This window comes from Schlegelella aquatica, assembly GCF_026013905.1.
In the GTDB taxonomy this organism is placed as follows: domain Bacteria; phylum Pseudomonadota; class Gammaproteobacteria; order Burkholderiales; family Burkholderiaceae_C; genus Caldimonas; species Caldimonas aquatica.
In genome coordinates this window covers 255397-277872 of sequence record NZ_CP110257.1, presented here as the reverse complement: position 1 = coordinate 277872, position 22476 = coordinate 255397, and the positions used below count along the sequence as shown (strand labels likewise).

At 70.5% G+C, this 22476-nt stretch carries 21 protein-coding genes; 16 read left to right on the top strand and 5 right to left on the bottom strand.

Annotated features, from left to right (window positions below):
- The first annotated feature begins 184 nt into the window (after positions 1 to 184).
- Together OMP39_RS01230 and hprK are read left to right on the top strand one after the other, a co-directional pair.
- The gene (locus OMP39_RS01230) at positions 185 to 655 is read left to right on the top strand and encodes a PTS sugar transporter subunit IIA (RefSeq protein ID WP_264893006.1); all 471 of its coding nucleotides are present in this window, start codon (positions 185 to 187) and stop codon (positions 653 to 655) included.
- 31 nt (positions 656 to 686) lie between these two features.
- Positions 687 to 1637, top strand: a complete 951-nt coding sequence (hprK, locus tag OMP39_RS01225; protein ID WP_264893005.1) for an HPr(Ser) kinase/phosphatase — start codon at positions 687 to 689, stop codon at positions 1635 to 1637.
- Between the two features lie 110 nt (positions 1638 to 1747).
- Here the strand turns inward: hprK and fur are convergent, their stop codons facing one another.
- On the bottom strand, positions 1748 to 2197 hold the full coding sequence (gene fur / locus OMP39_RS01220) for a ferric iron uptake transcriptional regulator (protein WP_264893004.1): 450 nt from the start codon (positions 2195 to 2197) through the stop codon (positions 1748 to 1750).
- Between the two features lie 194 nt (positions 2198 to 2391).
- On the opposite strand from fur, the gene OMP39_RS01215 reads away from it, so the two are divergent.
- The 10 genes from OMP39_RS01215 (at position 2392) to holA (ending at position 15154) form a co-directional block, all read left to right on the top strand.
- A complete protein-coding gene (locus OMP39_RS01215) occupies positions 2392 to 2934 on the top strand; it encodes an outer membrane protein assembly factor BamE (protein WP_264893003.1) in 543 nt (180 codons plus the stop codon).
- 52 nt (positions 2935 to 2986) lie between these two features.
- Positions 2987 to 3787 carry a 4-hydroxy-tetrahydrodipicolinate reductase gene (dapB, locus tag OMP39_RS01210; RefSeq protein ID WP_264893002.1) on the top strand — a complete coding sequence of 267 codons (801 nt, stop codon included), beginning with the start codon at positions 2987 to 2989 and terminating at the stop codon, positions 3785 to 3787.
- 14 nt (positions 3788 to 3801) lie between these two features.
- Positions 3802 to 4488, top strand: a complete 687-nt coding sequence (locus tag OMP39_RS01205) for a MotA/TolQ/ExbB proton channel family protein (protein ID WP_264893001.1) — start codon at positions 3802 to 3804, stop codon at positions 4486 to 4488.
- 1 nt (position 4489) lies between these two features.
- The gene (locus OMP39_RS01200; RefSeq protein WP_264893000.1) at positions 4490 to 4903 is read left to right on the top strand and encodes an ExbD/TolR family protein; all 414 of its coding nucleotides are present in this window, start codon (positions 4490 to 4492) and stop codon (positions 4901 to 4903) included.
- Between the two features lie 173 nt (positions 4904 to 5076).
- The gene (locus OMP39_RS01195; protein WP_264892999.1) at positions 5077 to 8232 is read left to right on the top strand and encodes a type VI secretion system Vgr family protein; all 3156 of its coding nucleotides are present in this window, start codon (positions 5077 to 5079) and stop codon (positions 8230 to 8232) included.
- Positions 8233 to 8308: 76 nt separating this feature from the next.
- A complete protein-coding gene (locus OMP39_RS01190) occupies positions 8309 to 9577 on the top strand; it encodes a LysM peptidoglycan-binding domain-containing protein (protein ID WP_425340652.1) in 1269 nt (422 codons plus the stop codon).
- 148 nt (positions 9578 to 9725) lie between these two features.
- Positions 9726 to 10355 (top strand): hypothetical protein, encoded by a 630-nt coding sequence (locus OMP39_RS01185; RefSeq protein ID WP_264892998.1) that lies wholly within the window; start codon positions 9726 to 9728, stop codon positions 10353 to 10355.
- Positions 10356 to 10842: 487 nt separating this feature from the next.
- Positions 10843 to 13497 carry a leucine--tRNA ligase gene (leuS, locus tag OMP39_RS01180; RefSeq protein ID WP_264892997.1) on the top strand — a complete coding sequence of 885 codons (2655 nt, stop codon included), beginning with the start codon at positions 10843 to 10845 and terminating at the stop codon, positions 13495 to 13497.
- Positions 13497 to 14024, top strand: coding sequence for an LPS-assembly lipoprotein LptE (locus OMP39_RS01175; RefSeq protein WP_264892996.1), 528 nt, complete (start codon positions 13497 to 13499; stop codon positions 14022 to 14024). The genes leuS and OMP39_RS01175 overlap by 1 nt, the downstream gene beginning before the upstream one ends.
- Positions 14025 to 14062: 38 nt before the next feature.
- On the top strand, positions 14063 to 15154 hold the full coding sequence (gene holA / locus OMP39_RS01170) for a DNA polymerase III subunit delta (RefSeq protein WP_264892995.1): 1092 nt from the start codon (positions 14063 to 14065) through the stop codon (positions 15152 to 15154).
- 412 nt (positions 15155 to 15566) lie between these two features.
- Here holA and gntR read toward each other — a convergent pair whose 3' ends face one another.
- Entirely contained in the window at positions 15567 to 16592 is a 1026-nt protein-coding gene (gene gntR / locus OMP39_RS01165) for an HTH-type transcriptional regulator GntR (RefSeq protein WP_264892994.1), read from the bottom strand.
- Positions 16593 to 16867: 275 nt separating this feature from the next.
- On the opposite strand from gntR, the gene OMP39_RS01160 reads away from it, so the two are divergent.
- The 4 genes from OMP39_RS01160 to OMP39_RS01145 are packed head-to-tail and all read left to right on the top strand — an operon-like array spanning position 16868 to position 20240.
- Positions 16868 to 17374 carry a gluconokinase gene (locus tag OMP39_RS01160; protein WP_264894602.1) on the top strand — a complete coding sequence of 169 codons (507 nt, stop codon included), beginning with the start codon at positions 16868 to 16870 and terminating at the stop codon, positions 17372 to 17374.
- The gene (locus OMP39_RS01155; protein WP_264892993.1) at positions 17371 to 17889 is read left to right on the top strand and encodes a TRAP transporter small permease; all 519 of its coding nucleotides are present in this window, start codon (positions 17371 to 17373) and stop codon (positions 17887 to 17889) included. The genes OMP39_RS01160 and OMP39_RS01155 overlap by 4 nt, the downstream gene beginning before the upstream one ends.
- Before the next feature lie 10 nt (positions 17890 to 17899).
- A complete protein-coding gene (locus tag OMP39_RS01150; RefSeq protein WP_264892992.1) occupies positions 17900 to 19180 on the top strand; it encodes a TRAP transporter large permease in 1281 nt (426 codons plus the stop codon).
- Between the two features lie 37 nt (positions 19181 to 19217).
- Positions 19218 to 20240: a TRAP transporter substrate-binding protein gene (locus tag OMP39_RS01145; RefSeq protein WP_264892991.1), complete on the top strand. Its 1023-nt coding sequence runs from the start codon at positions 19218 to 19220 to the stop codon at positions 20238 to 20240.
- Positions 20241 to 20367: 127 nt separating this feature from the next.
- Here OMP39_RS01145 and OMP39_RS01140 read toward each other — a convergent pair whose 3' ends face one another.
- Genes OMP39_RS01140 through thiL form a run of 3 tightly spaced genes read right to left on the bottom strand, consistent with a single transcriptional unit; the run spans position 20368 to position 22469 of the window.
- Positions 20368 to 20958, bottom strand: a complete 591-nt coding sequence (locus tag OMP39_RS01140; RefSeq protein ID WP_264892990.1) for a CinA family protein — start codon at positions 20956 to 20958, stop codon at positions 20368 to 20370.
- A 9-nt stretch (positions 20959 to 20967) separates the two neighbouring features.
- Positions 20968 to 21510 (bottom strand): phosphatidylglycerophosphatase A family protein, encoded by a 543-nt coding sequence (locus OMP39_RS01135; RefSeq protein ID WP_264892989.1) that lies wholly within the window; start codon positions 21508 to 21510, stop codon positions 20968 to 20970.
- Positions 21507 to 22469: a thiamine-phosphate kinase gene (thiL, locus tag OMP39_RS01130; protein WP_264892988.1), complete on the bottom strand. Its 963-nt coding sequence runs from the start codon at positions 22467 to 22469 to the stop codon at positions 21507 to 21509. The genes OMP39_RS01135 and thiL overlap by 4 nt, the downstream gene beginning before the upstream one ends.
- Positions 22470 to 22476 lie beyond the last annotated feature (7 nt).

Below are 22476 nucleotides of genomic sequence, written 5' to 3'. Positions count from 1 at the left end.
TCTGCCCCGAGCGCGACTTGCTGCGACGCAGCAGGGGGAGCACAATGGAACCAACGGGCTGGGCGTTGATCCCAGTCAACGGAGGGAAGCCCGAACGGGCATTCCTATAATGCAAGGTTTTGTCACTGATACGCGTGGGCCCAGGCCCGGTTCGCCGGGGGAAGGCCGGGCGCGGTGACCCACGATGAACCGTCTCGCCGCCATCCTGCCTGCCAGCAACGTGCTGGTGGATGTGGACGCCTCCAGCAAGAAGCGGGTGTTCGAGCACGCCGGCTTGCTGTTCGAGAACCTGCACTCGATCGCCCGCGCGACTGTGACGGACAACCTGTTCGCACGCGAACGGCTGGGGTCGACCGGGCTGGGCCACGGGGTGGCCATTCCCCACGGGCGCATCAAGGGCCTCAAGAACCCGCTGGCCGCGGTCATCCGCGTGCAGCAGCCCATCCCGTTCGATGCCCCGGACGACGAGCCGGTCAGCCTGTTGATCTTCCTGCTCGTGCCCGAGGCCGCCACGCAGCGCCACCTCGAGATCCTCTCCGAGATCGCCGAGCTGCTGTCGGATCGCGAACTGCGCGAGCGGCTCAAGACCGAGCCCGACGCAGCGAAGGTCCACGCGCTCATCGCGGCGTGGGAGCCGCTCAAGTCGGTCGCCTGACGCGGCGCGACCGCTTCCTCGCCGTCGCCGCGTGAAACCCACCGTCATCAGCGCCGAGGCCCTGTTCGAGGCGCAGCGCGCCACGCTCAAGTGGCAGTGGATCGCCGGCCACGCGCATCCCGAGCGCCGCTTCGACGAGGTCGCGGTGCGCGATGCGCAATCGGCCGCGGACCTCGTCGGCTACCTCAACTACATCCATCCCTACCGCGTCCAGATCGTCGGCAAGCGCGAGGTGGACTACCTCTCCAACGCCTCGCCCGAGGACCAGGCGCGTCGCGTCGCGCGCATCGTCACGCTCGAGCCGCCGGTGGTCATCGTCGCCGACGCCCAGGTGCCGCCGGATCATCTCGTCGCGATGTGCGAGCGCGCCGAGATCCCGCTGTTCGTCACGCAGGAGTCGGCCGGCTTCGTGATCGACGTGCTGCGCAGCTACCTGTCGCTGCACTTCGCCGAGCGCACGACGCGCCACGGCGTGTTCATGGACATCCTCGGCCTGGGCGTGCTGCTGACCGGTGAGTCGGGCCTGGGCAAGAGCGAGCTCGGCCTGGAGCTGATCTCGCGCGGCCACGGGCTGGTCGCCGACGACGCAGTGGACTTCTATCGCGTCTCGCAAAGCGCCATCGAGGGCCGCTGCCCCGAGCTGCTGTTGAACCTGCTCGAGGTGCGCGGCATCGGCCTGCTGGACATCAAGGCGATCTTCGGTGAGACCGCCGTGCGCCGCAAGATGCGCCTGAAGCTGATCGTCCACCTCGTGCGCAAGGAGACGATGGAGCGCGACTTCGAGCGCCTGCCCTACGAGCCGCTGTACGAGGACGTGCTGGGCGTGCCGGTACGCAAGGTCGTGATCGCCGTCGACGCCGGCCGCAACCTCGCCGTGCTGGTGGAGGCGGCCGTGCGCAACACCATCTTGCAGCTGCGCGGCATCGACACCTACAAGGAGTTCATCGAGCGCCACCAGCGCGCGATGCAGCAGGGGCAATAGCGTCTGCCCCCGCGGGCCGCTGCGCCGCGCCTGCTTGCCCTGTTGCCTTGCCGGGCGGTCACTCCCCGCGCAAGGCGCCGGCCCCGCTGCGGGGAGCCGGGCGGCCGGCCTCAACGCTCGCCGCTGTGCGGGCCGCCGCTCTTGCCCTTGCAGTCCTCGCGGCCGCACACCACGTACAGTGCCAGTGCGTGGTCCTGCAGCTCGTAGCCGCGCTCGCGGGCGATCTCCTGCTGGCGGCGCTCGATCTCGGGGTCGTAGAACTCCTCGACGCGCCCGCACATCACGCACACCAGGTGGTCGTGATGCTTGCCCTCGTTGAGCTCGAAGACGGCCTTGCCGGCCTCGAAGTGATTGCGCGAGAGGATGCCCGCCTGCTCGAACTGCATCAGCACCCGGTACACCGTGGCCAGCCCGATGTCGGCGCCTTCGGCCAGCAAGGCCTTGTAGACGTCTTCGGCCGTCATGTGGCGCTGCCTGCCCTTCTGGAAGACCTCCAGGATCTTCATGCGGGGCAAGGTGGCCTTCAGGCCGCTGCTTTTGAGTTCGTCGAGCGTGGACATGGCGTGATGGTCGATGCGGGAGGCGCTCCCGGTGGGGGGCGCCCGGGCCGGCGCCGAGGGTTCGATACCGACAGGCGCCCGGGGGCGCCTGCGTTTGCCGGTGCCGTTCGGAAGGCGGCGCGCCGGAGGCCCTAGAATCCTCCGATCATATCGAGCCTGGAGGCGACTGTTACGCCTTCGCCATGCAAACCCCTATGTCCCTCATGATTCGCTGGGGCCGCGGCATCGCGCTGGCGGCCGCGCTCGGCGCCCTCGCCGGTTGCAGCTCGATGCGCTCGGCCGATCGCCTGTTCGGCCTCATCACCCCCTACCGCATCGAGGTGGTGCAAGGCAACGTCGTCACGCAAGAGATGGCCGACGCCGTGCAACCGGGCATGTCGCGCGCCCAGGTGCGCGACATCCTCGGCTCGCCGCTGCTGACCGACATCTTCCACGAAGACCGCTGGGACTACATCTTCACGATCCGCCGCCGTGGCACCGAGCCGCAGCAGCGGCGCGTGACGGCCTGGTTCGAGGGCGAGCGCCTGGTGCGCCTGGAGGCGCCGCCGCTGCCCAGCGAGCGCGAGTTCGTCGACTCGATCGACACGTTCAAGAAGCCACGCCGCGAGCCCAAGCTGGCCTTGACCGAAGAGGAGCGGCGCGCGCTGCCCGCGCCCCGTCCGGTGCCGCCGGAAGAGGCCGCCCCGCCCGCCGCACCTCGCAGCTACCCGCCGCTGGAGCCGAGCGCCGGCGGTTGACGCCGTCGCGCACCCGTGCGCCCCTGTCCTCAAGCCCCTACCGACAACGACCATGACCCACCGCATCACCGTGGCCGGCAGCTCCGGCCGCATGGGCCGCATGCTGATCGAAGCCGTGCTGGCGAGCGACGACTGCCAGCTCGCCGGCGCGCTGGACCTCCCTTCCAGCCCTGCCGTGGGGCAGGACCCGGGCGCCTACCTGGGCCGCGCGACCGGCCTGCAGATCACCGGCGACCTGCGCGCGGGGCTGGCCGGCGCGCAGTACCTCATCGACTTCACGCGCCCCGAGGGCACGCTGGCGCACCTGCGCGTGTGCCGCGAGCTGGGTGTCAAGGCGGTGATCGGCACCACCGGTTTCACCGACGAGCAGAAAGCCGAGATCGCCCAGATCGCGCGCGACATCGCCATCGTGATGGCCCCCAACATGAGCGTGGGCGTCAATGTCGTGCTCAAGCTGCTCGACATGGCCGCGCGCGCGCTCAAGGAAGGCTACGACATCGAGATCATCGAGGCGCACCATCGCCACAAGGTCGACGCGCCCAGCGGCACCGCGCTCAAGATGGGCGAGGTGGTCGCGCAGGCGCTGGGCCGCGATCTCAAGTCGTGCGCGGTGTACGGCCGCGAAGGCGTGACCGGCGAGCGTGACCCGTCCACCATCGGCTTTGCCACCGTGCGCGGCGGCGACATCGTGGGCGACCATACCGTGCTGTTCGCCGGCATCGGCGAGCGCATCGAGATCACGCACAAGTCCTCCAGCCGCGTCACCTACGCGCAGGGCAGCCTGCGCGCGGTGCGCTTCCTGGCCGGGCAGTCGCGCGGGCTGTTCGGCATGGACGAGGTGCTGGGCCTCTGAGCCCGCCGCCGCGGATGGCCGGGTTCGGGCACTTCTGGGATCAGGCCGACGCGGTCGGCCGCGCGGTGGCGCTGGTGCTGCTGGCCATGTCGGTCGGCTCCTGGCTGCTCATCGTCTGGAAGGGCTGGCTGCTGCGCCGTGCCCGCCGCGACGTCGTGCGGGCCGTGCCGGCCTTCTGGCAGGCCGCCTCCGTGGCCGAGGGCCGCGCGCGCCTGGCCGCGTTGGACCGCGAGCGCGTGCTGCTGCCGCTGCTGGACGCGGCGCTGCACCGGCCCGGCCCGGGCTCGCTCGAGGGCAGCGGACACCTGCACTCGCAGCTCACGCGGCGGCTGCGCGACGCCCTGCACGGCGTGCTGCGTCACCTGCAATCCGGGCAAGTGGCGCTCGCCTCGATCGGCTCGACCGCCCCCTTCATCGGCCTGTTCGGCACCGTCTGGGGCATCTACCACGCGCTGGCGGGCATCGGGGCCGAGGGCCGGCTCTCGCTGGAGCAGGTCTCCGGCCCGGTGGGCGAGGCGCTGGTGATGACGGCCGCGGGGCTCGCGGTGGCCATCCCGGCGGTGCTGGCCTACAACGTGTTCGGCAAACTCGTCGCCGCCTGCGAGGCCGACCTCGAAGGCTATGCGCACGACCTGCGCGAGCTGGTGGCGGGCCGGGCGGCGGCGGGCGCGCCAGCCCCTGACGACGACCGGGAGGCGTGAGATGGCCTTCGGCCGCCTGGAGCGCGCGCCCGACGCCCGCCCGATGAGCGAGATCAACATGACCCCGCTCATCGACGTGATGCTGGTGTTGCTCGTGATCTTCATGATCGCGGCGCCGCTGATGACCACGGGCCTGCCCCTGGAGCTGCCTCGCACCGACGCCGGCCGGCCGGTCGAAGCGCCCCACAGCGTGTCGCTCACCGTGGCCGAGGACGGCACCGTCCAGCTGGACGACGAGCCGGTCGCCGCGGACCGGTTGCAAGAGCGCCTGGCGGCCCTGGCGGCCCGCGCGCCACAGACCGAGGTCCATCTGCGGGCCGACCGCCGCGTGCCCTACGGCACGGTGGCGGAATTGATCGGCCGCGTCCAGGACGCCGGCTTGCACCGCATCGCTTTCGTCACCGAGCGGCCTTGACGGCGGCCCCCGCGCGCGCAGTCCCACGGGGGCGCGCCCGTGACACGTGGTAACCACTTGGGCGCCCCTTCCCTCTTTTCGGTGAGTGCGGGCCCGCGCGGCTTGCACGCACAATGCGGCCCGCACGAAAACGACAGAACACACCAAAACGATAGATTCCGGGGAGGGAAGCCATGACCTACACCGTGGCGTCGCCGGTGGGCGGGGGCGCGGCCTGGGCGCACGACGAGCGCGAGAGCGCCCGCACGGGCGGGCGCAGCGAGCCGCCGGCGCACGGGCCGGCGGTGTGGCGGGCCGACGAGCTGGGCGCCGCCTGGCTGAGCCAGCACGACCGGCTGTTGCAGGTTTGCACCGTGCTCGGCCCCGAGCGCCTGGTGGCCGAGCAGGCCACGATCCGAGAAGCGTGCGACACCCCGTTCTCGATCGAGCTGACGGCATGCAGCCCCGGCGAGCTGCCGCTCACGCGGCTGATCGGCCAGCAGCTCAGCCTCGCGCTGCGGCAAGCCGACGACCGCCGGCGCACCTGGCACGGCTACGTCGCGGCGGCCGCCCACCTGGGCAGCGACGGCGGCTGGCATCGCTGGCGCCTGCGCCTGGGGTCGTGGCTGGACTTCCTCGCGCTGCGGCGCGACACCTATCTCTACCAGGACCGCACCGCGCTGGAGATCGTCGAAGACGTGTTTCGCGATCATCCTCAGGCGCACTGGCGCGTGGAGGTGACCCGGGCGCTGCCGCGGCGCGAGATCTGCACCCAGTACCGCGAGACGGACCTCGACTTCGTGCAGCGCCTGCTGGCCGAGGAGGGCATCGGGTACCACTTCGAGCACCAGAGCGACGCCGACGCCCAGGCGCAGCGCGACGGGCTCGCGGCGCACCAGGCGCGTCATTGCCTGGTGCTCACCGACCGCGCCAGCCCCCGGCCGTTCCTGGGGCCCGTGCGGTTCAGTCAGCCGCGCGACCTGGCCGGCCGCCACGCCCGCGCGCGGGCATGGGAAGTGGACACCCTGAGCCGCGTGCGTTGCACCCAGCGGGCCCATCCCACGGCCCTCACGCTCGCGCGCTGGCATCCCGAGCGCCTGCAAGGCGTCGCGGCCGAACAGGAGGTGCCCCTGGCCGGGGCGGCCCTGCCCCGCCTGGAGCATTACGACGGGGTGGGCGAGCGTTGGCCCGGCGGAGGCGCGGCCCAGGACGGGCGCGCGACGCGGCCGGACGACGCCGAGGGCGTGGCCGCTGCGCGCGCCCAGGTGCGCGCCGACGCTTACGCGCAGGACGGCAGGCGCGTGCACGCGCAAGGCACTTGGCGCATGGCGCGTCCCGGCGCGCGGTTCGCGCTGGTGGAGCACCCCAGCCTGGGCGGCGAGTACCTGGTGCTCGCCGTGGAGCACCGGGTGCACAACAACCTGGGCGCCCGCGCTGCCGAGATCGCCGGCGAGCCCGAGCTGGAGCACGGCGCGTACCGCTGCGAGCTGCAGGCCCAGCCGGCCGAACTCGCCCATGTGCCGCCCCCGCGCCCGCGCCCCACCGCGTGGGGCTTGCAGACCGCGCTGGTGGTGGGCCACCCCGGCGAGCCGGCCACCACCGAGCGCGACCAGCGGCTGAAGATCCAGTTCGCCTGGCAGCGGGGCGAGGCGCCCTGGCCGGGTGGGCTGCCGCACGACGAGTCCAGCCCGCACGAAGGGGGCAACGCCCCCGGCGACGCACGCAGCGGCGCGTGGGTGCGCGTGGCCGAGCGCGCGGCCGGCGCCAACTGGGGCAGCGTCTTCACCGCCCGCGTGGGCAGCGAGGTGCTGGTCGACTTCATCGCCGGCGACATCGACCGCCCGGTGATCGTCGGGCAGCTGTACAACGGGCAGGACCGCCCGCCGCTGGCCGGTGGCGAGAGGGCCGGGCGCGAAGTGCCCCCGGCGGGCGCGTGCGAGCCGAGCGGGGGCTTCGACGGGCGCGCCGGGGCTCGCGCCGCGGGCGACCGCGCCCCCCTTCGCGCGGCCAACCACCCGGGGGTGCTGAGCGGCTGGTACCAGCGCAGCCTGGGCGGCGCCGGTCACCAGGAATGGGTGCTCGACGACGCCACCGGCCAGCTGCGCATGCGCTGGCAGGCCAGCCACACCCTGGCCGAGCTGGCGCTCGGTCATCTCATCGAGCAAGCGTGCGGGAGCGCTTGGCGCGGCGGCGTGCGTGGCGCCGGCTTCGAGGCCGGCACCCAAGGCTGGGCGACGCTGCGCGCCGGCGAGGGGCTGCTCGTGACCACCAGTGCCCGCCCCGGGCGCTACGGCAGTGCCGAGTCCACCCAGATGGATGCGGCCGAGGCGGTGGCGCAACTGCGCGCGGCGCAGGAGTTGGCCGAACGCCTGCACGCCGCTGCACGCGCGGCGCGCGCCCACGGGCTGGAGCCGCACGAGGCCGAGCCGGCGGGGCAGGCGGCCGGCGGGCCCGGCTCGGCGGTACAGCTGTTGCGCCTGCTCGACCCTGCCGAGGAGGGTCGTTACGGCGGCCCGGTGAGCGGACAGCCCGCCGTCAAGCAGGACGCGGCGCGCCAGCCCACCGAACCGGTCGAACGGCCCGCAGGCCCCACCGTGACGTTGGACACGCCGTCCACCCTGGCCCAGGCGAGCGAGGCCGCCCTCGTGCAGCATGCCTCGGGCGACCACGCCGCAGTGGCGCAGGGCGACTGGCACGCCAGCGCCGGCGCCACGGCCAGCGTGACCGCCGGCGGCACGGCCAGCTGGTACACCCACGCCGGCGGCCTCCAGCTCAAGGCCGCGCGAGGGCCGGTGAGCCTGCGCGCGCACACCGACCGGCTGCAGATCCTGGCCGACCAGCAGGTGCAGATCCTGAGCGTGGCCGACGAGATCGTCGTGCAGGCCAAGCAGCGCATCGAGCTGGTGGGCGGCGACAGCGCCGTCGTGCTCGACGGCAGCGACATCCGCTTCACCACCCCGGGCAGCTTTGTGGTGCAGGCGGCCACGCATCAGTGGGAGGGGGCGGGCCGGGAGGCGGCCAGCATCGGGCCCTTGCCCGCAGGAACGGTCAATGGGATCGAACCGACGAGTCGGCTGCAGGTGGCCTACAGCGAGGCGCTCGACCTCAGTGACATTCCCGACGCATGGCTGCCCTTGCGATTCGCCGCACAGGTCGTTGCCCGCCAATCGGCTCACATCGTCGAGCAAGCGAGCCGCAGACCGGGCGACCCGATGCCATTGGCCGCGGTCACGGCCGAACCTCAGGCCCTCCGGTACTGGCACTCCACCGGCCGAGGCTGGGTGGTGGAGGAGTCGGTCGATGAGGCGGCACAGGAGTTCGACGATGAGGCAGAGGTTGACGATGACTGAGCCTGCGATCACCGACCCATACCGGGTGAAACCGGGCGACACCCTGTCGAGCATCGCGCGCCGATGTGGAAAGACCGTGCGCGAGCTGCAGCGCTGGAACGGCCTGCGCGATCCGAACAAGCTGGCCGTCGGCCAGACCCTGTACCTGTCGGAGTCGTCGGCCTTTGGCGTCACCGCGTTGTTTCTGGATGCATTGCGCCATCCGATCGAAAACCTGCCCTTCATGCTGAAGTTCGACGGCCGCACCGTGACGGGTCGCACCGGCGCGAACGGGATGACTGCCCGGCAGGTCACGCAATCGGCGCATTCCGATGTGGAAGTGTGGGTGCAGACCGTCGAAGGCACGTGGCAGCAGGTGACACGCACGCTCTCGGGCTATGGCCACAAGCTGCTGACCCTGGTCAGCGGTTCCATCGTCGTGCCTGGCAATACCGAACCGCTGCCCCAGGGCGCCCCGGCGAAGCCCAGCGCCCCGGCGCCCGCCAAGCCGGCGCCGGGCGTCCCCCAACCGCCCTTGCCCAAGCCGGCCAGCGGCACACCGAGCAAGAACAACCCGGCGGTCAAGACCCGCAAGACCAAGGGCCCGCAGGGCCAGCCGGTGCTGAAGATCGAGGTGGACATTCCGCAGGGCTTGGCCGCGCTGTTCGGGAACTACCAGGGCGGCGAGATCACCGAGGCGCAATGGGAACAGGCGGCCGCCTATCTCCAATGCGAGGCAGCTGTGCTGAAGGCGTTTGCCGAAGTGGAAAGTGGCGGCCACTTGTCGTTCTGGCGCCTGAACCATGCCGACGGCGCGAACATTCCCGCCGTCCTTTTCGAACGGCACTACTTCAGCCGCCTGACCGGTGGCAAACACGACAAGACCCACCCTGATATCTCCTGGCCCACCGGCTACCGCAAGAAGAGCCGGTTGGGCAAGAGCGACAAGAAGATGCACGACGGCCGGGTGGACGCCGACGACATCTACGGCGACTATGCCAGCGCCTATCTGCGGCTGATCAACGCCTATCGGCTGGACGCGCAGGCCGCGCTCAAGTCGTGCTCCTGGGGCAAGTTCCAGATCATGGGCAACAACTTTGCGTTGTGCCGTGCCGATGATGTGGAAACGTTCGCCGCAAGCATGTGCACCTCCGAATTCGCTCAGCTGCGGCTCCTGTGCGGGTACATCCGCAACAAGCCCGGTACCCGCATCAAGGCGCTGGGCATCGAGATGTCGCTGTGGGGTGCGGTCAAGGCCAAGAACTGGCAAGCCATCGCCTTCCACTACAACGGACCGGACTACAAGACCTATGGATACGACAGCAAACTGCAGGCCGCTTATGAGAAATACCGCAAGAAGGCGTGACCGTTGGAGGGGCTGGCTCATTTGGATCGTGGGCCCGCTGGCGCCCCTGGCCGCCAGCGCCGAGGTGCATGTCACCACGCAAGGCTGGGAACCGGCGCCCCCTTGCCCCGGGGTGCCGCCCAGCTTCACCGTCAAAGAAGTGAACGAAATGCACCAGGGCATCCGGCCTTGGCCGGATTGTCCGAGAAGCGAAGCGCGAAAGGTCAACGAAGCAGCCGAACGCGCAGCAGCCCTGCGCAATGCCGCCCCGCCGGGGGATCGTGGCAAAGCCGACCGAGACCTAGGCTACAAGCTCTACATCGACGAGAAGAAGTACTACCTGCAACCGATGCTTTTCATGGCCAAGCAGCACCCCGGCGATGTCTGCACACCGGCACCGTTTGCCAACGCGCCCACTTACCAGTGCGTCGAAGGACAGCGTTACCGCGTAGGCTGCCACGTGTTCATCTTTGACGAATCGTTCAAGGAGGTGGGTTTCCACACGATCGAGATCAAGGAATCGGCCCTCTACTTCTGCAACGCGGTGCCCGCTGTGGGCGTGGGCGACAAGACGCGCAACGAGGTGCTGATGACGGTGCAGTACTTCTTCATCGACGGCACGCCGGCAGCCCAGATCAGCGAGATCGGCTCGGGCTGGAAACGCATGACGGTGGCGTTGCGTTTGAAGGCCGAAGGCGGCAAGGTCCTGATCGAGCAGGACGACCGCTGCCTGGGCAACCCCAATCGGATCGAGACGGTCCCCGATGCCCGGCGGCGACTCGCCCGCTGCGCCCGGTAGGTTCGCAAGGTTGATGCCCGCGGATTCGCATGTCCTCTGGAGGCGGGACATGCCGTTCTTCGGCACCTTCCTCGACAAGGCGATGCCGGTTCTCGCGGCGGTGCAAGGTGAGGACATGCTCAGGCAATGGTGTCTGGCACTGCGCGAGCGGGTCGACGAGGAAGCCGGAAAGACATCGACACGCGCCGCGCGCAGCGTCCGGTGCGCTGGCGTCGCCCAGGCGGTCTTCGATGAGCGACCTCGCGCGACGGGTGCGGGGCTGCCCGGGGCGTGGCGACACGGTGCGTCGCACGGATCCGCGTCCGCGGCTGCGCCTGCGTCGGCCCGGTGCGCAGAGGGCTCGGGGTCGGCGCACGGTCGGGTTGAGCCGGCCGCTCGCGTGGGGCGGCGTTCCACCCCCTTCCTATAATCGGCGACTTCCTTCGTCCGCTGATCCGGCGCCCGTCCTGGGGCGCCTCTTACCCGCCTGACACGCGCGTCCTGCCCCATGAGCCAAGCACCGCAGCCCCATGTCTACTCGCCGCGCGAGGTCGAAGCCGCCGCCCAGGCCGACTGGCGCGCGCGCGATGCCTACCGCGTCACCGAAGACGCGAACAAGAAGAAGTTCTACGCGTGCTCGATGCTGCCCTACCCCTCGGGCAAGCTGCACATGGGCCACGTGCGCAACTACACGATCAACGACATGTTGACGCGCTACCTGCGCATGAACGGCTGGAACGTGCTGATGCCGATGGGCTGGGACGCCTTCGGTCTGCCGGCCGAGAACGCGGCGATGAAGAACCACGTGCCGCCCGCGAAGTGGACCTACGACAACATCGCCTACATGAAGAAGCAAATGCAGGCGATGGGGCTGGCGATCGACTGGTCGCGTGAGATCGCCACCTGCAAGCCCGACTACTACAAGTGGAACCAGTGGCTGTTCCTGAAGATGCTGGAAGCCGGCATCGCCGAGCGCCGCACCCAGGTCGTCAACTGGGACCCGGTGGACCAGACGGTGCTGGCCAACGAACAGGTGATCGACGGGCGCGGCTGGCGTTCGGGCGCGCTGGTCGAAAAGCGCGAGATCCCGGGCTACTACCTCAAGATCACGCAGTACGCCGAGGAACTGCTCTCGGCCGTGAGCAACCCCGACGACCCGAACTACCTGGCCGGCTGGCCCGAGCGCGTGCGGCTGATGCAGGAGAACTGGATCGGCAGGAGCGAGGGCGTGCGCTTCGCCTTCACCCACGACATCCGCGGCGAGGACGGCGAACTCATCCAGGGCGGGCGGCTGTACGTCTTCACCACGCGCGCCGACACCATCATGGGCGTGACGTTCTGCGCGGTCGCGCCCGAGCATCCGCTGGCCACGCACGCGGCGCGCAGCAACCCGACACTCGCCGCCTTCATCGAGGAGTGCAAGAAGGGCGGCACCACCGAGGCGGAGCTGGCGCTGAAGGAAAAGGAAGGCCTGCCGACGGGGCTCGCCGTGACGCATCCGCTCACCGGCGAGCCCGTCGAGGTGTGGGTGGGCAACTACGTGCTGATGAGCTACGGCGACGGCGCGGTGATGGGCGTGCCGGCACACGACGAGCGCGACTTCGCGTTTGCACGCAAGTACGGGCTGCCGATCAAGCAGGTCATCGCCGTGGAGGGCGAGACCTTCTCGAGCGAGGCGTGGGCCGAGTGGTACGCCGACAAGCAGCGCGGGCGCTGCGTGAACTCGGGGGTGCTCGACGGCCTGGACCACAAAGCCGCCGTCGACAAGGTGGCCGAGCTGCTCGCCGCGCAGGGCCTGGGCGAGAAGAAGACCACCTGGCGCCTGCGCGACTGGGGCATCAGCCGCCAGCGCTACTGGGGCACGCCGATCCCGATCATCCACTGCGAGTCGTGCGGCCCGGTGCCGGTGCCCGAGAAGGACCTGCCGGTGGTGCTCCCCGAGGACCTCATCCCCGACGGCTCGGGCAACCCGCTCAACAAGTGCGAGTCGTTCCTGAAGGTGGACTGCCCGCAGTGCGGCCAGCCGGCGCGGCGCGAGACCGACACGATGGACACTTTCGTCGATTCGTCGTGGTACTTCATGCGCTACTGCGACCCGACGAACGACGACCGCATGGTGGCCGAGGGTACGCAGTACTGGATGCCGATGGACCAGTACATCGGCGGCATCGAGCATGCGATCTTGCACCTGCTGTACGCGCGCTTCTGGACCAAGGTGATGCGAGACCTGGGCCTGGTGAAGGTGGACGAGCCGTTCAAGCGGCTGCTCACGCAAGGCATGGTGCTCAACCACATCTACAGCCGGCGCAACGAGAAGGGCGGCATCGAGTACTTCTGGCCGCACGAGGTGGAGAACCTCTACGACGAGCACGGCAAGATCGTGGGCGCACGGCTCAAGAGCGACGGTTCGCCGGTGACCTACGAGGGCGTGGGCACGATGTCCAAGTCCAAGAACAACGGCGTCGATCCGCAGGACCTCATCGACCAGTACGGTGCCGACACCGCGCGCCTGTTCACGATGTTCGCCTCGCCGCCCGAGCAGACGCTGGAGTGGAACGACGCCGGCGTCGAAGGCGCGCACCGGTTCTTGAAGCGCGTGTGGAACTTCGGCATGAAGCAGGCCGAGACGATCCGCGCAGCGCAGCCGGCCCCCTGCTGGGGCGAGGCGGCCCGCGCGCTGCGCCGCGAGGTGCACAGCCTGCTCAAGCAGATCCACTACGACTACGAGCGCATGCAGTACAACACCGTCGTCTCGGGGACGATGAAGCTGCTGAACGCGCTGGAGTCGTTCGAGCCTGCGGGCGACGGCGCCAGCGCCGCGATGCGCGAGGGCTTCGGCATCCTGCTGCGTGCGCTCTACCCCGCCTGCCCGCACATCACGCACGTGCTGTGGCAGCAACTGGGCTATGCCGCCGAGCTGGGCGACCTGCTGGACGCACCCTGGCCGCAGGTGGACGAGGCCGCCCTCGTGCTGGACGAGATCGAGCTCGTGCTGCAGGTCAACGGCAAGCTGCGCGGCTCGCTCAAGGTGCCGGCCTCGGCCGACAAGGCGGCGATCGAAGCGGCGGCGCTGGCCTCGCCGGAGTTCGCCCGTTTCGGCGAAGGCAAGCCGGCCAAGAAGGTCGTCGTGGTGCCCGGGCGCCTGGTGAACGTGGTCGTCTGATGACTCGCGCGCTGCCCGGTCGCCCCCTGCCCCGTCGCTCGTTGCCGCGCCGCGGCTGGCTCGCGGGGGTCGCGGCGCTGGTGCTCGCCGGCTGCGGGTTCCGGTTGCGCGGCGCGCCCGAGCTGCCGTTCCGCAGCATCCACCTGGGGTTTGCGCCGCGCTCGGAGCTGGGCCAGGAGGTGCGCCGTCAGCTGGCGACGCTGCCCGGCTTGCGCCTGGCCGAGACGCCCCAGGAGGCCGACGTGGTGCTGGACGTGCTGGACGACCGGATGAGCCGCGCCGTGACGGCCACCACCGGCGCCGGGCAGGTGCGCGAGTTCGACGTGCGGGCCTACCTGCGCTTTCGGCTGCGTACGCCCGCCGGGCGCGAGCTGATCCCGGAAACCGCGCTTGTGCAGTCGCAGCTGCTCAGCTACAACGAGAGCGCCGCGCTGGGCAAGGAGCTGGAGGAGGCCGAGCTGGTGCGCGACCTGCGCCGCGACCTGGCCGCGCAGTTGCTGCGCCGGCTGGCGGCCGCCAAGCTGTAGTGCCGGCGCGCGGCGCGCGCCTTTTTCCTTCACCTTCCATGCAGATTCGCGCCGATCAACTCCACGGCCACCTCCAACGCGGCCTGCGCCCGCTGTACACCGTCTATGGCGACGAGCCGCTGCTGGTGCAGGAGGCCTGCGATGCGATTCGCGCCGCGGCCCGGGTGGCGGGCCACACCGAGCGCGCGGTGCACACGGTGGCGGGTGCGCATTTCGACTGGTCGGGGCTGCTCGGCGCGGCGCAGGCGCTGTCGCTCTTTGCCGAACGGCGCCTGATCGAGATCCACATCCCCGGCGGCAAGCCCGGCAAGGACGGCTCCGAAGCCTTGCAGCGGTACTGCGAACGGCTCGGCGAGGACGTGGTCACGCTCGTCGTGCTGCCCCGCCTGGACAAGGCCACGCAATCGAGCGGCTGGTTCTCGGCGCTCGACGCGGTGGGGCTCGTCGTGCGCGTGGAGCCGGTCGAGCGCAAGGCGTTGCCGCAGTGGATCGCGCAGCGGCTGGCCGCGCAGGCGCAGCGCGTGCAGGCGGGCGAGGCCGGGCAACGCACGCTCGCCTTCTTTGCCGACCGCGTCGAGGGCAACCTGCTCGCCGCGCACCAGGAGATCCAAAAGCTCGGGCTGCTCTACCCGCCCGGAGAGCTGAGCTTCGAACAGGTGGAGGCCGCGGTGCTCAACGTGGCCCGCTACGACGTCTTCAAGCTGAGCGAGGCCGTGCTGGCCGGGCAGACGCCGCGCGTGCTGCGCATGCTCGAGGGGCTGGAGGCCGAGGGCGAGGCGCCCGTGCTGGTGCACTGGACGCTGGCCGAGGACATCCGCACCCTCAAGCGCCTGCACGACGCGGTGGCGGCCGGCAAGCCGCTGGCCATGGCCTTGCGCGAGCAGCGCGTGTGGGGCGTCAAGGAAAAGCTCTGCGAACGGGCGGTGCCACGCCTGGCCGCGTGGCAGGTCGCCGGACTGCTGGAGGCGGCCCAGTGCTGCGATGGCATCGTCAAAGGGCTCAAGCATCCGGACTGGCCGCTGGACGCCTGGGCGGCCTTGCGGCGGCTCGCGCTGATGGTGGTCGAGGCCTTGCAGTTCGGCCCCGCGGAGCCGGCCGCCTCCCATCGGCGCCTGGCGCTGGTGGCCTGAACGGCCGGGGCGGCCGCATGCCGCGCCGCCGGCCGCCCAGTGCCCCTCTGGTTGTGAAGCTTCGATAGGTGGTATCTGCGGTTCATCCCCCCGGCTGGCCGGCGGTTCTACTCAGGCGGTGTTCGAGGCGCTGGGATTGCCGGACGCCATACAGGAGGGGCCCGGATCCTTCTTTCCCGACGAGCCTTTCGTGGAGGCCGCCTTCCACGGGCCGTCGACGCGCAGCGCTCGGTGCGTCATAGATCTGCGAGAGCCGAGCGTGCTGCTGTGCACCCGCCCGATCTTCCGCGAGTTCATCGCTTCACAACACAACCCCTTCGTTTCAAGCAGCGCTTCGGCGCATGTCCGCGCCAATGGATCGGCAGCAGTTCGACCGAAGTGACAAGTCGCGGGTGAGAGAAGTGGTGCCCCGTCAAGTGCTCTGCCGCACCACTACCTCGTACGGCAGCCGCACGCACGAGGGCCGGGGTTGCTCGCCGCGCATGAGCTGCAGCAACATGCGCGCCCCCGCCTCGCCGACCTCGCTGCGGGGCGTGCGCACGGTCGTCAACGGCGGCACCATCTGGTCGCTGCCGGCCAGGTCGTTGAAGCCGGCGACCGCCAGGTCGGTCGGCACTCGGATGCCCAAGCGCTGCGCGGCCAGCAAGCCGCCCTGCGCCAGGTCGTCGTTGCAGAAGAAGACGGCATCGATCCCGTCCCGGGTGGCGAGCAGTTCGGTCAGCAGACGTGCTCCCAGCGCGATCGACGAGCGCTCGGGACTGAGCAATTCCAGCTTGGCGTCGTAGCAGCCGGCCTCGCGCAGCGCGCGGCGGTAGCCCTCGGCGCGCTGCATCGTGCGCGGGTCGAGTTGCGCGGCCACGAAGGCGATGCGGCGGCGGCCCCGCGCCAGCAGATGGCGCGTGAGCGCCGCGCCGGCCTCGACCTGCGAAAAGCCCACGCAGTACACCCCCGCCGCGTCGGTCGTCTCCATCAGATGGACACAAGGCAGGCCGCTCGACTGGATGAGCTGGCGGGCGGTCTCGGTGCGGTCGAAGCCGGTGACCAGCAGGCCCGCGGGCCGGTGGGCCAGATAGCTGCGCAGCAGCTGCTCCTCTTCGTCGGGGTTGTAGTGCGTCACCCCGATCAGCGCCTGATAGCCCGCCGGGAACAGCACCCGGTGCACCGCTTCGAGCAGGTCCACGAACAAGGCGTTCGACAGCAGCGGCACCAGGACGGCCACCTGCGTGCTGCGTGAGGACGCCAGCGCCCGCGCCGCCGGGTCGGGCACGTAGCCCAGCCGCTCCACCGCGGCCCGCACCTTGTCCACCAGCTCGGGCCCGACCCCGCGCTCGCCGCGCAAGGCCCGCGACGCGGTGATGGGGCTCACGCCCGCCTCCCGTGCCACGTCGGCCAGAGTGACTCGGCCGCTGGATCGGCGGCGGCGCGCAGGGGCGTTCATGCTCGGGTTTTCCCTATTCGACGGCGGGGCGATCGGCGTAGGATAGCGCTACCAAGTCGGGACGACAACACCGGCCCTGCCCGGCCTGCCCGTCGCGGGCATCGCCCGCGGCGCCCCGGCCGTCTCCACCCCGTTCGGCGGCGCGCAGCCGCCCAGTTCCGCCTCCAATGGATAGCGCTACCAACCCGCCGTCACCCATGACAGCCGCCCCGCAGCCCCCGGCCTCCACTTCCGCGGCGGCGCCCGGCGCAGCCTGCGCGCCGGCCCTGGTCGTCATGGGCGTCGCGGGCTGCGGCAAGTCCAGTCTGGGGCGTCGCTGCAGCGAGGCGTTGGGCTGGCAGCTGCTCGAGGGCGACGACTATCACTCGCCGGCGAGCCTGGCCAAGATGCGGGCCGGTATCGCGCTGGCCGACGAAGACCGACATGGCTGGCTCGCGCGGCTGGGGCAGCTGCTCCAGGCCCATCCCGAGGGCGTCGTGCTGACCTGTTCGGCGCTGAGACAGCGCTACCGGGACCAGCTGCGCGCCGCGCGCCCCGGGCTGCGCTTCGCGTTCCTCGATGTGGACGAAGCGACCGCCTATGCCCGCGTCGCGGCGCGGCCGGGCCACCCTTTTCCGCCCGGGTTGGTGGCGAGCCAGTTCCAGACGCTGGAGCGTCCGGACGGCGAAGCCTGCGTGCTGCGCCTGGAGGCCACGCGGCCGCTGCAGGAGCTGGCCGAGCAAGTGGTCGCCTGGGTGCGCAACCTCGCCACCGCGCCTGGCGTGCAGGAGCCCGAACGATGAAGCTCGCATCCCCTTCCCCGCGTGCACCCGCCGCATGGCTGCGGCAGCTGGCCGAAGGCGCCATGGCCCTCGGCCTGGCCGGCATGGTGCTCGCCGTCTTCGTCAACGTCGTGCTGCGCTATGTCTTCGACACCGGCATCGTGTACTACGAGGAGCTGTCGCGGCTGTTGTTCGTGTGGCTGGTCAGCCTGGGCGCGGTGCTGGCGGCGTTCGAGAACCAGCATCTGGGCTTCGATCTGCTCACCGCGCGCTTGCGAGGCGTGCCCCGGCAGGTGTGTCTGTGGCTCGCCCGCGGGGGCACCGCTTATGTGATGGTGCTGGTGGCCCAGGGCTCGTGGGCCCAGGTGCGCGCGGGCATGGACAGCCGCAGCACCGTGATCGGCTACCCGCTCGCGCTCGCCGCGGCCTCGACGCTGGTCGTCGCGGTGGGCGTGCTGGCGGCGTTGGCGGCCGAGGTGGTCCGCCATCGCTCGCGCACCCCGCACTCGCCTGCGGGCAGCGAACTGATCGAGTGAGGGGGCTGCGATGACCGTCACCGCCATCTTCCTCGTCGTGCTGATCGCCGCCATGGCCATCGGCATGCCGATCGCGCATGCGCTGCTGCTGACCGGCGTGGCGCTGATGTACCACCTCGACTTCTTCGATGCCCAGTTGCTCGCGCAGAACCTGCAAGCGGGCTTCGACAGCTTCCCGCTGCTGGCCGTGCCGTTCTTCATCCTCGCCGGTGAGCTGATGAACGCCGGCGGCCTGAGCCGCCGCATCATCGACCTGGCGCGCGCTTTCGTCGGCCACATCCGCGGCGGCCTCGGGTTCGTCGCCATCGGCGCGTCGGTGCTGCTGGCCTCGATGAGCGGCTCGGCCATTGCCGACACCGCCGCATTGGCGACCATCCTGCTGCCGATGATGCGGCAGCAGCAGTACCCCGACGGTCCGAGCGCGGGGCTCCTGGCTTCCGGCGGCATCATCGCGCCCATCATTCCGCCGTCGATGCCATTCATCATCTACGGCGTCACCACCAACACCTCGATCAGCAAGCTGTTCCTGGCGGGCATCTTCCCGGGGCTGATGATGGGCCTGTTCCTCGTGTTCGGCTGGTGGTGGATCGCCCGCAGCCGGCGCCTGCCCGCGATGGATCGCATCGGCTGGCCGCAACGCCTGCGCGCGTTGGCGGCGAGCTTCTGGGCGCTGATGATGCCGGTGATCATCCTGGGCGGGCTCAAGGGCGGGATCTTCACGCCCACGGAGGCGGCCGTCGTGGCAGCAGTCTACGCGCTCTTCGTCTCGCTGGCGGTGTATCGCGAGCTGACGCTGCCAGGGCTGTACCGCGTGCTCGTCGAGTCCAGCAAGACGACGGCGATCGTGATGTTCCTCGCCGGCGCCGCCACCGTCACGGCCTACATGATCACGTTGGCCGACCTGCCGAGCCAGCTCGCGCAAAGCTTCGCCCCGCTGATGGGCGATCCGGTGCTCTTCATGGCGGTGATGATGGTCTTCCTGCTCATCGTCGGCACGGCGATGGACCTGACGCCCACCATCTTGATCTTCGCGCCGGTGTGCGCGCCCTTGGCGGTCAAGGCCGGTGTGGACCCGGTCTACTTCGGCTTCATGTTCATCTACGCCGGCTGCCTCGGGCTGATCACCCCGCCGGTGGGCACGGTGCAGAACGTCGTCGCCGGCGTCGGCCGCATCCGCATGGAAGCGGTGATCCGCGGGACCACGCCGTTCCTTGCGATGTACCTCGTGCTGCTGGCGCTGTTCGTCGCGTTTCCGCAGCTCGTTCTCACCCCCCTGAAGTGGATGCAATGAGGTCCACCGCCCCCGCAACCCAAAGGAGATGCACGTCATGAAACTCCCCCAGCTCGTCGCCGCCGTCGGCGTGGCCCTCGCGGCCGCCACGGCCCCGCTGTCCGCCGCCGCGCAGGACATCAAGCCCCGGCTCATCCGCTTCGGCTACGGCCTCGTGGAGCAGTCCAACCAGGGCCGCGCCGTCAAGGTGTTCGCCGATGAGGTCGAGCGCCTGTCGGGAGGCAAGATGAAGGTGCGCGCCATCGGCGCAGCCGCGCTCGGTTCGGACGTGCAGATGCAGCAGGCGCTCATCGGTGGAGCGCAGGAAATGATGGTTGGCTCGACCGCCACCCTGGTGGGCATCACCAAGGAAATGGCCGTGTGGGACACGCCGTTCCTCTTCAACAATGCCCGCGAGGCCGACCTCGTGCTCGACGGCCCGGTCGGGCAGAAGATCATGGACAAGCTGCAAGACAAGGGTCTGGTCGGGCTCGTCTACTGGGAGAACGGGTTTCGCAATCTCACCAACAACAAGCAGCCGGTCCAGAAGCTGGAGGATCTGAACGGCATCAAGCTGCGCGTGATGCAGAACAACGTCTTCCTCGACAGCTTCAAGACCTTGGGCGCCAACGCCGTGCCGCTGCCGTTTTCCGAACTGTTCACCGCGCTGGAGACGCGCGCGGTCGACGGTCAGGAGAACCCGTACAACACGATCCTGTCCAGCAAGTTCTACGAGGTGCAGAAGTACCTGACCATCACCAACCACGTCTACAGCCCCTGGATCGTGCTGGCCAGCAAGAAATGGTGGGACGGTCTGTCGAAGGACGAGAAGAACGTGCTGATGGAGGCGGCCAAGAAGAGCCGCGAGTTCGAGCGCAAGGACACCCGCGAGGAAGCCGCCCGGGCGCTGGCGGAACTCAAGGCCAAGGGCATGCAGGTCAACGAGCTGTCGCCTGCGGAGGCCAACCGCATGCGCGAAAAGCTCTCCGCGATCCATGCCAGCATCGCCAACCAGGTGGGCCAGGACCTGTGGAAGGAACTCCAGGCCGCCGTGGCGCAGGCGCGGGCCGCCGCCAAGTAAGGTCCTGCCCTCTACCCTGGCGAGCGGAGCCGGACATCGATGGCCGGCTCGACCCGCCTGGCTTCGCCAGGGCGGTTCCGTTTCCCGGCGGCGTGGAGGGCGACTCGCGAAAGCAGCTATCGACACTTCACACCTGGCCCCCCTCTGCGGCCGGGCGTGAGCCGTCCGCCGGCGGCGGCTCGCCGGCCAGGGCGGCCAGGCGCATCAGCGCGTGCTGGGCGGCTGCGGCGCGCACCTGCGCCCGGTCCCCCGGCAAGTGCAGGACTTCCGCCTCCAGCGTGGGCGCAGTGCCGGCGCGGGCGAAACCGAACCACACCGTGCCCACCGGCTTGGTGGCCGAGCCGCCGCCCGGCCCGGCGATGCCGGTGACCGCCGCCGCCAACTGCGCGCGTGAGTGGCGCAGCGCCCCGTCGACCATCGCGAGCGCCACCTCGCGGCTCACGGCGCCGTGCTGCCGGATCAGCGCCTGCGGCACGCCGAGCAGCTCGGTCTTGGCCTCGTTGGAGTAGGTGACGAAGCCGCGCTCGAACCACTCGCTGGAGCCTGCGAGCGAGGTGCACAGCGCCGCGATCAGGCCGCCGGTGCACGACTCGGCACAGGCCATCTTCCAGCCGCGGGCGCGCAGTCGGGCCGCGAGCGTGTGCAGCGTCGCGCCGAGGTCGTCGGGCTGCAGCAAGGCAGGCCGCCTCCAGTCGTCCGGCTGCGTGAGGTTCGGCATCGCCCGCCCTCACCACGCCCGCCACAGGGCGAACACGAGCAAGGTGCAGAACGCGGCGACGATGTCGTCGGCGTAGATGCCGAAGGCTCCCCGCCAGCCCTCGCCCTTGAAGCGGCGGTCGGCCCAGCCGACCGGGCCGGGTTTCACCGCGTCGAAGAAGCGGAACCATGCGAAGGCGGCGGCCTGCGTCCACAGCACGCTGCCGACGCTGGCATGCGCGGGCGTGACGAACCACAGCACCCACCAGAAGCAGATGATTTCGTCCCACACGATGGGACTCGGGTCGTGCTGCGCGAGCCGGCGCGCAGTCGTCTGCCCCGCCCACAGGCCCACGAGCAGCGCCACGCCCAGCAGCACGGCCCATTGCAGGTCGCCCAGCCAGCGGTCCAGCACGACGAAGCTCAGCCACGCCCACAGCGTGCCCACCGTGCCGGGGGCCACGGGGCTCAGCCCGCAACCGAAGCCCAGCGAGACGAGGTGGGCCGGGTGCGACCAGAGGAAGCGGGCATCGGGGCGCAGGGGGGCGTGCGCAGTGACGGTGACAGCGTTCATGGCGTCTTGAAGTGGTCGAAGGTGTGGAGGTCGGCGGCGAGCAACCGCCCCTCGGGGCCGAGCACGCGCAGGCCCGGTTCGACGTCGATGCGGCCCACGCGCGTGACCGGCACGCCCGCCTCCCGGGCCGCGGCCTCGACCTCGTCGCGGCGGGCGGCCGGGGCGGTGAACACCAGCTCGTAATCGTCGCCACCCGTCAGCGTGCAGCGCCGCTGCCACTCGGGCGGCTGACGGGCGAGCACCGCACTGCGGGGCAAGGACTCGGCCTCGAGCGTCGCCCCCACGCCCGAGCGCCGCAGCACATGGCCCAGGTCGCCTGCGAAGCCGTCGGACACGTCCACCGCGGCCGTCGCGATCCCGCGCAGGGCCTGCCCCAGGGCGACGCGCGGCTCGGGCAGCTCCATCGCCCGGCGCACGCGATCGAAGTCCTCGCCCGGCAGGCTCACCGCGCCGCGGAACATCTCCAAGGCCAGGCGTGCATCGCCCAGCGTGCCGCTCACGTACACGTCGTCCCCGGGCCGCGCCCCGCTGCGCAAGAGCGCCTGCCCCGCCGGCACCTCGCCGAAGACGGTGATCGAGATCGCGAGCGGCCCGCGCGTCGTGTCCCCGCCCACCAGCTCGCAGCCGTGGCGCTCGGCCAGCGCGAAGAGGCCCCGTGCGAAGCCTTCGAGCCACGCCTCGTCAGGCTGCGGCAGCGAAAGGCCCAGGGTGAAGCCGAGCGGTCGGGCGCCGCAGGCGGCCAGATCCGACAGGTTGACCGCCAGTGCTTTGTGCCCCAGGCGATCGGGGAGCACCGTGGACAGGAAATGCCGCCCCTCGATCAGCAGGTCGGTGGAGACCGCCAGCTGCATACCCGGGGCCGGGACGAGCAGTGCACAGTCGTCGCCCACGCCGAGCGCGGCACGCCGCACCGGGCGGGTGAAGTACTTGTCGATGAGTTCGAATTCGCCGAGCGCCATGGGCGGA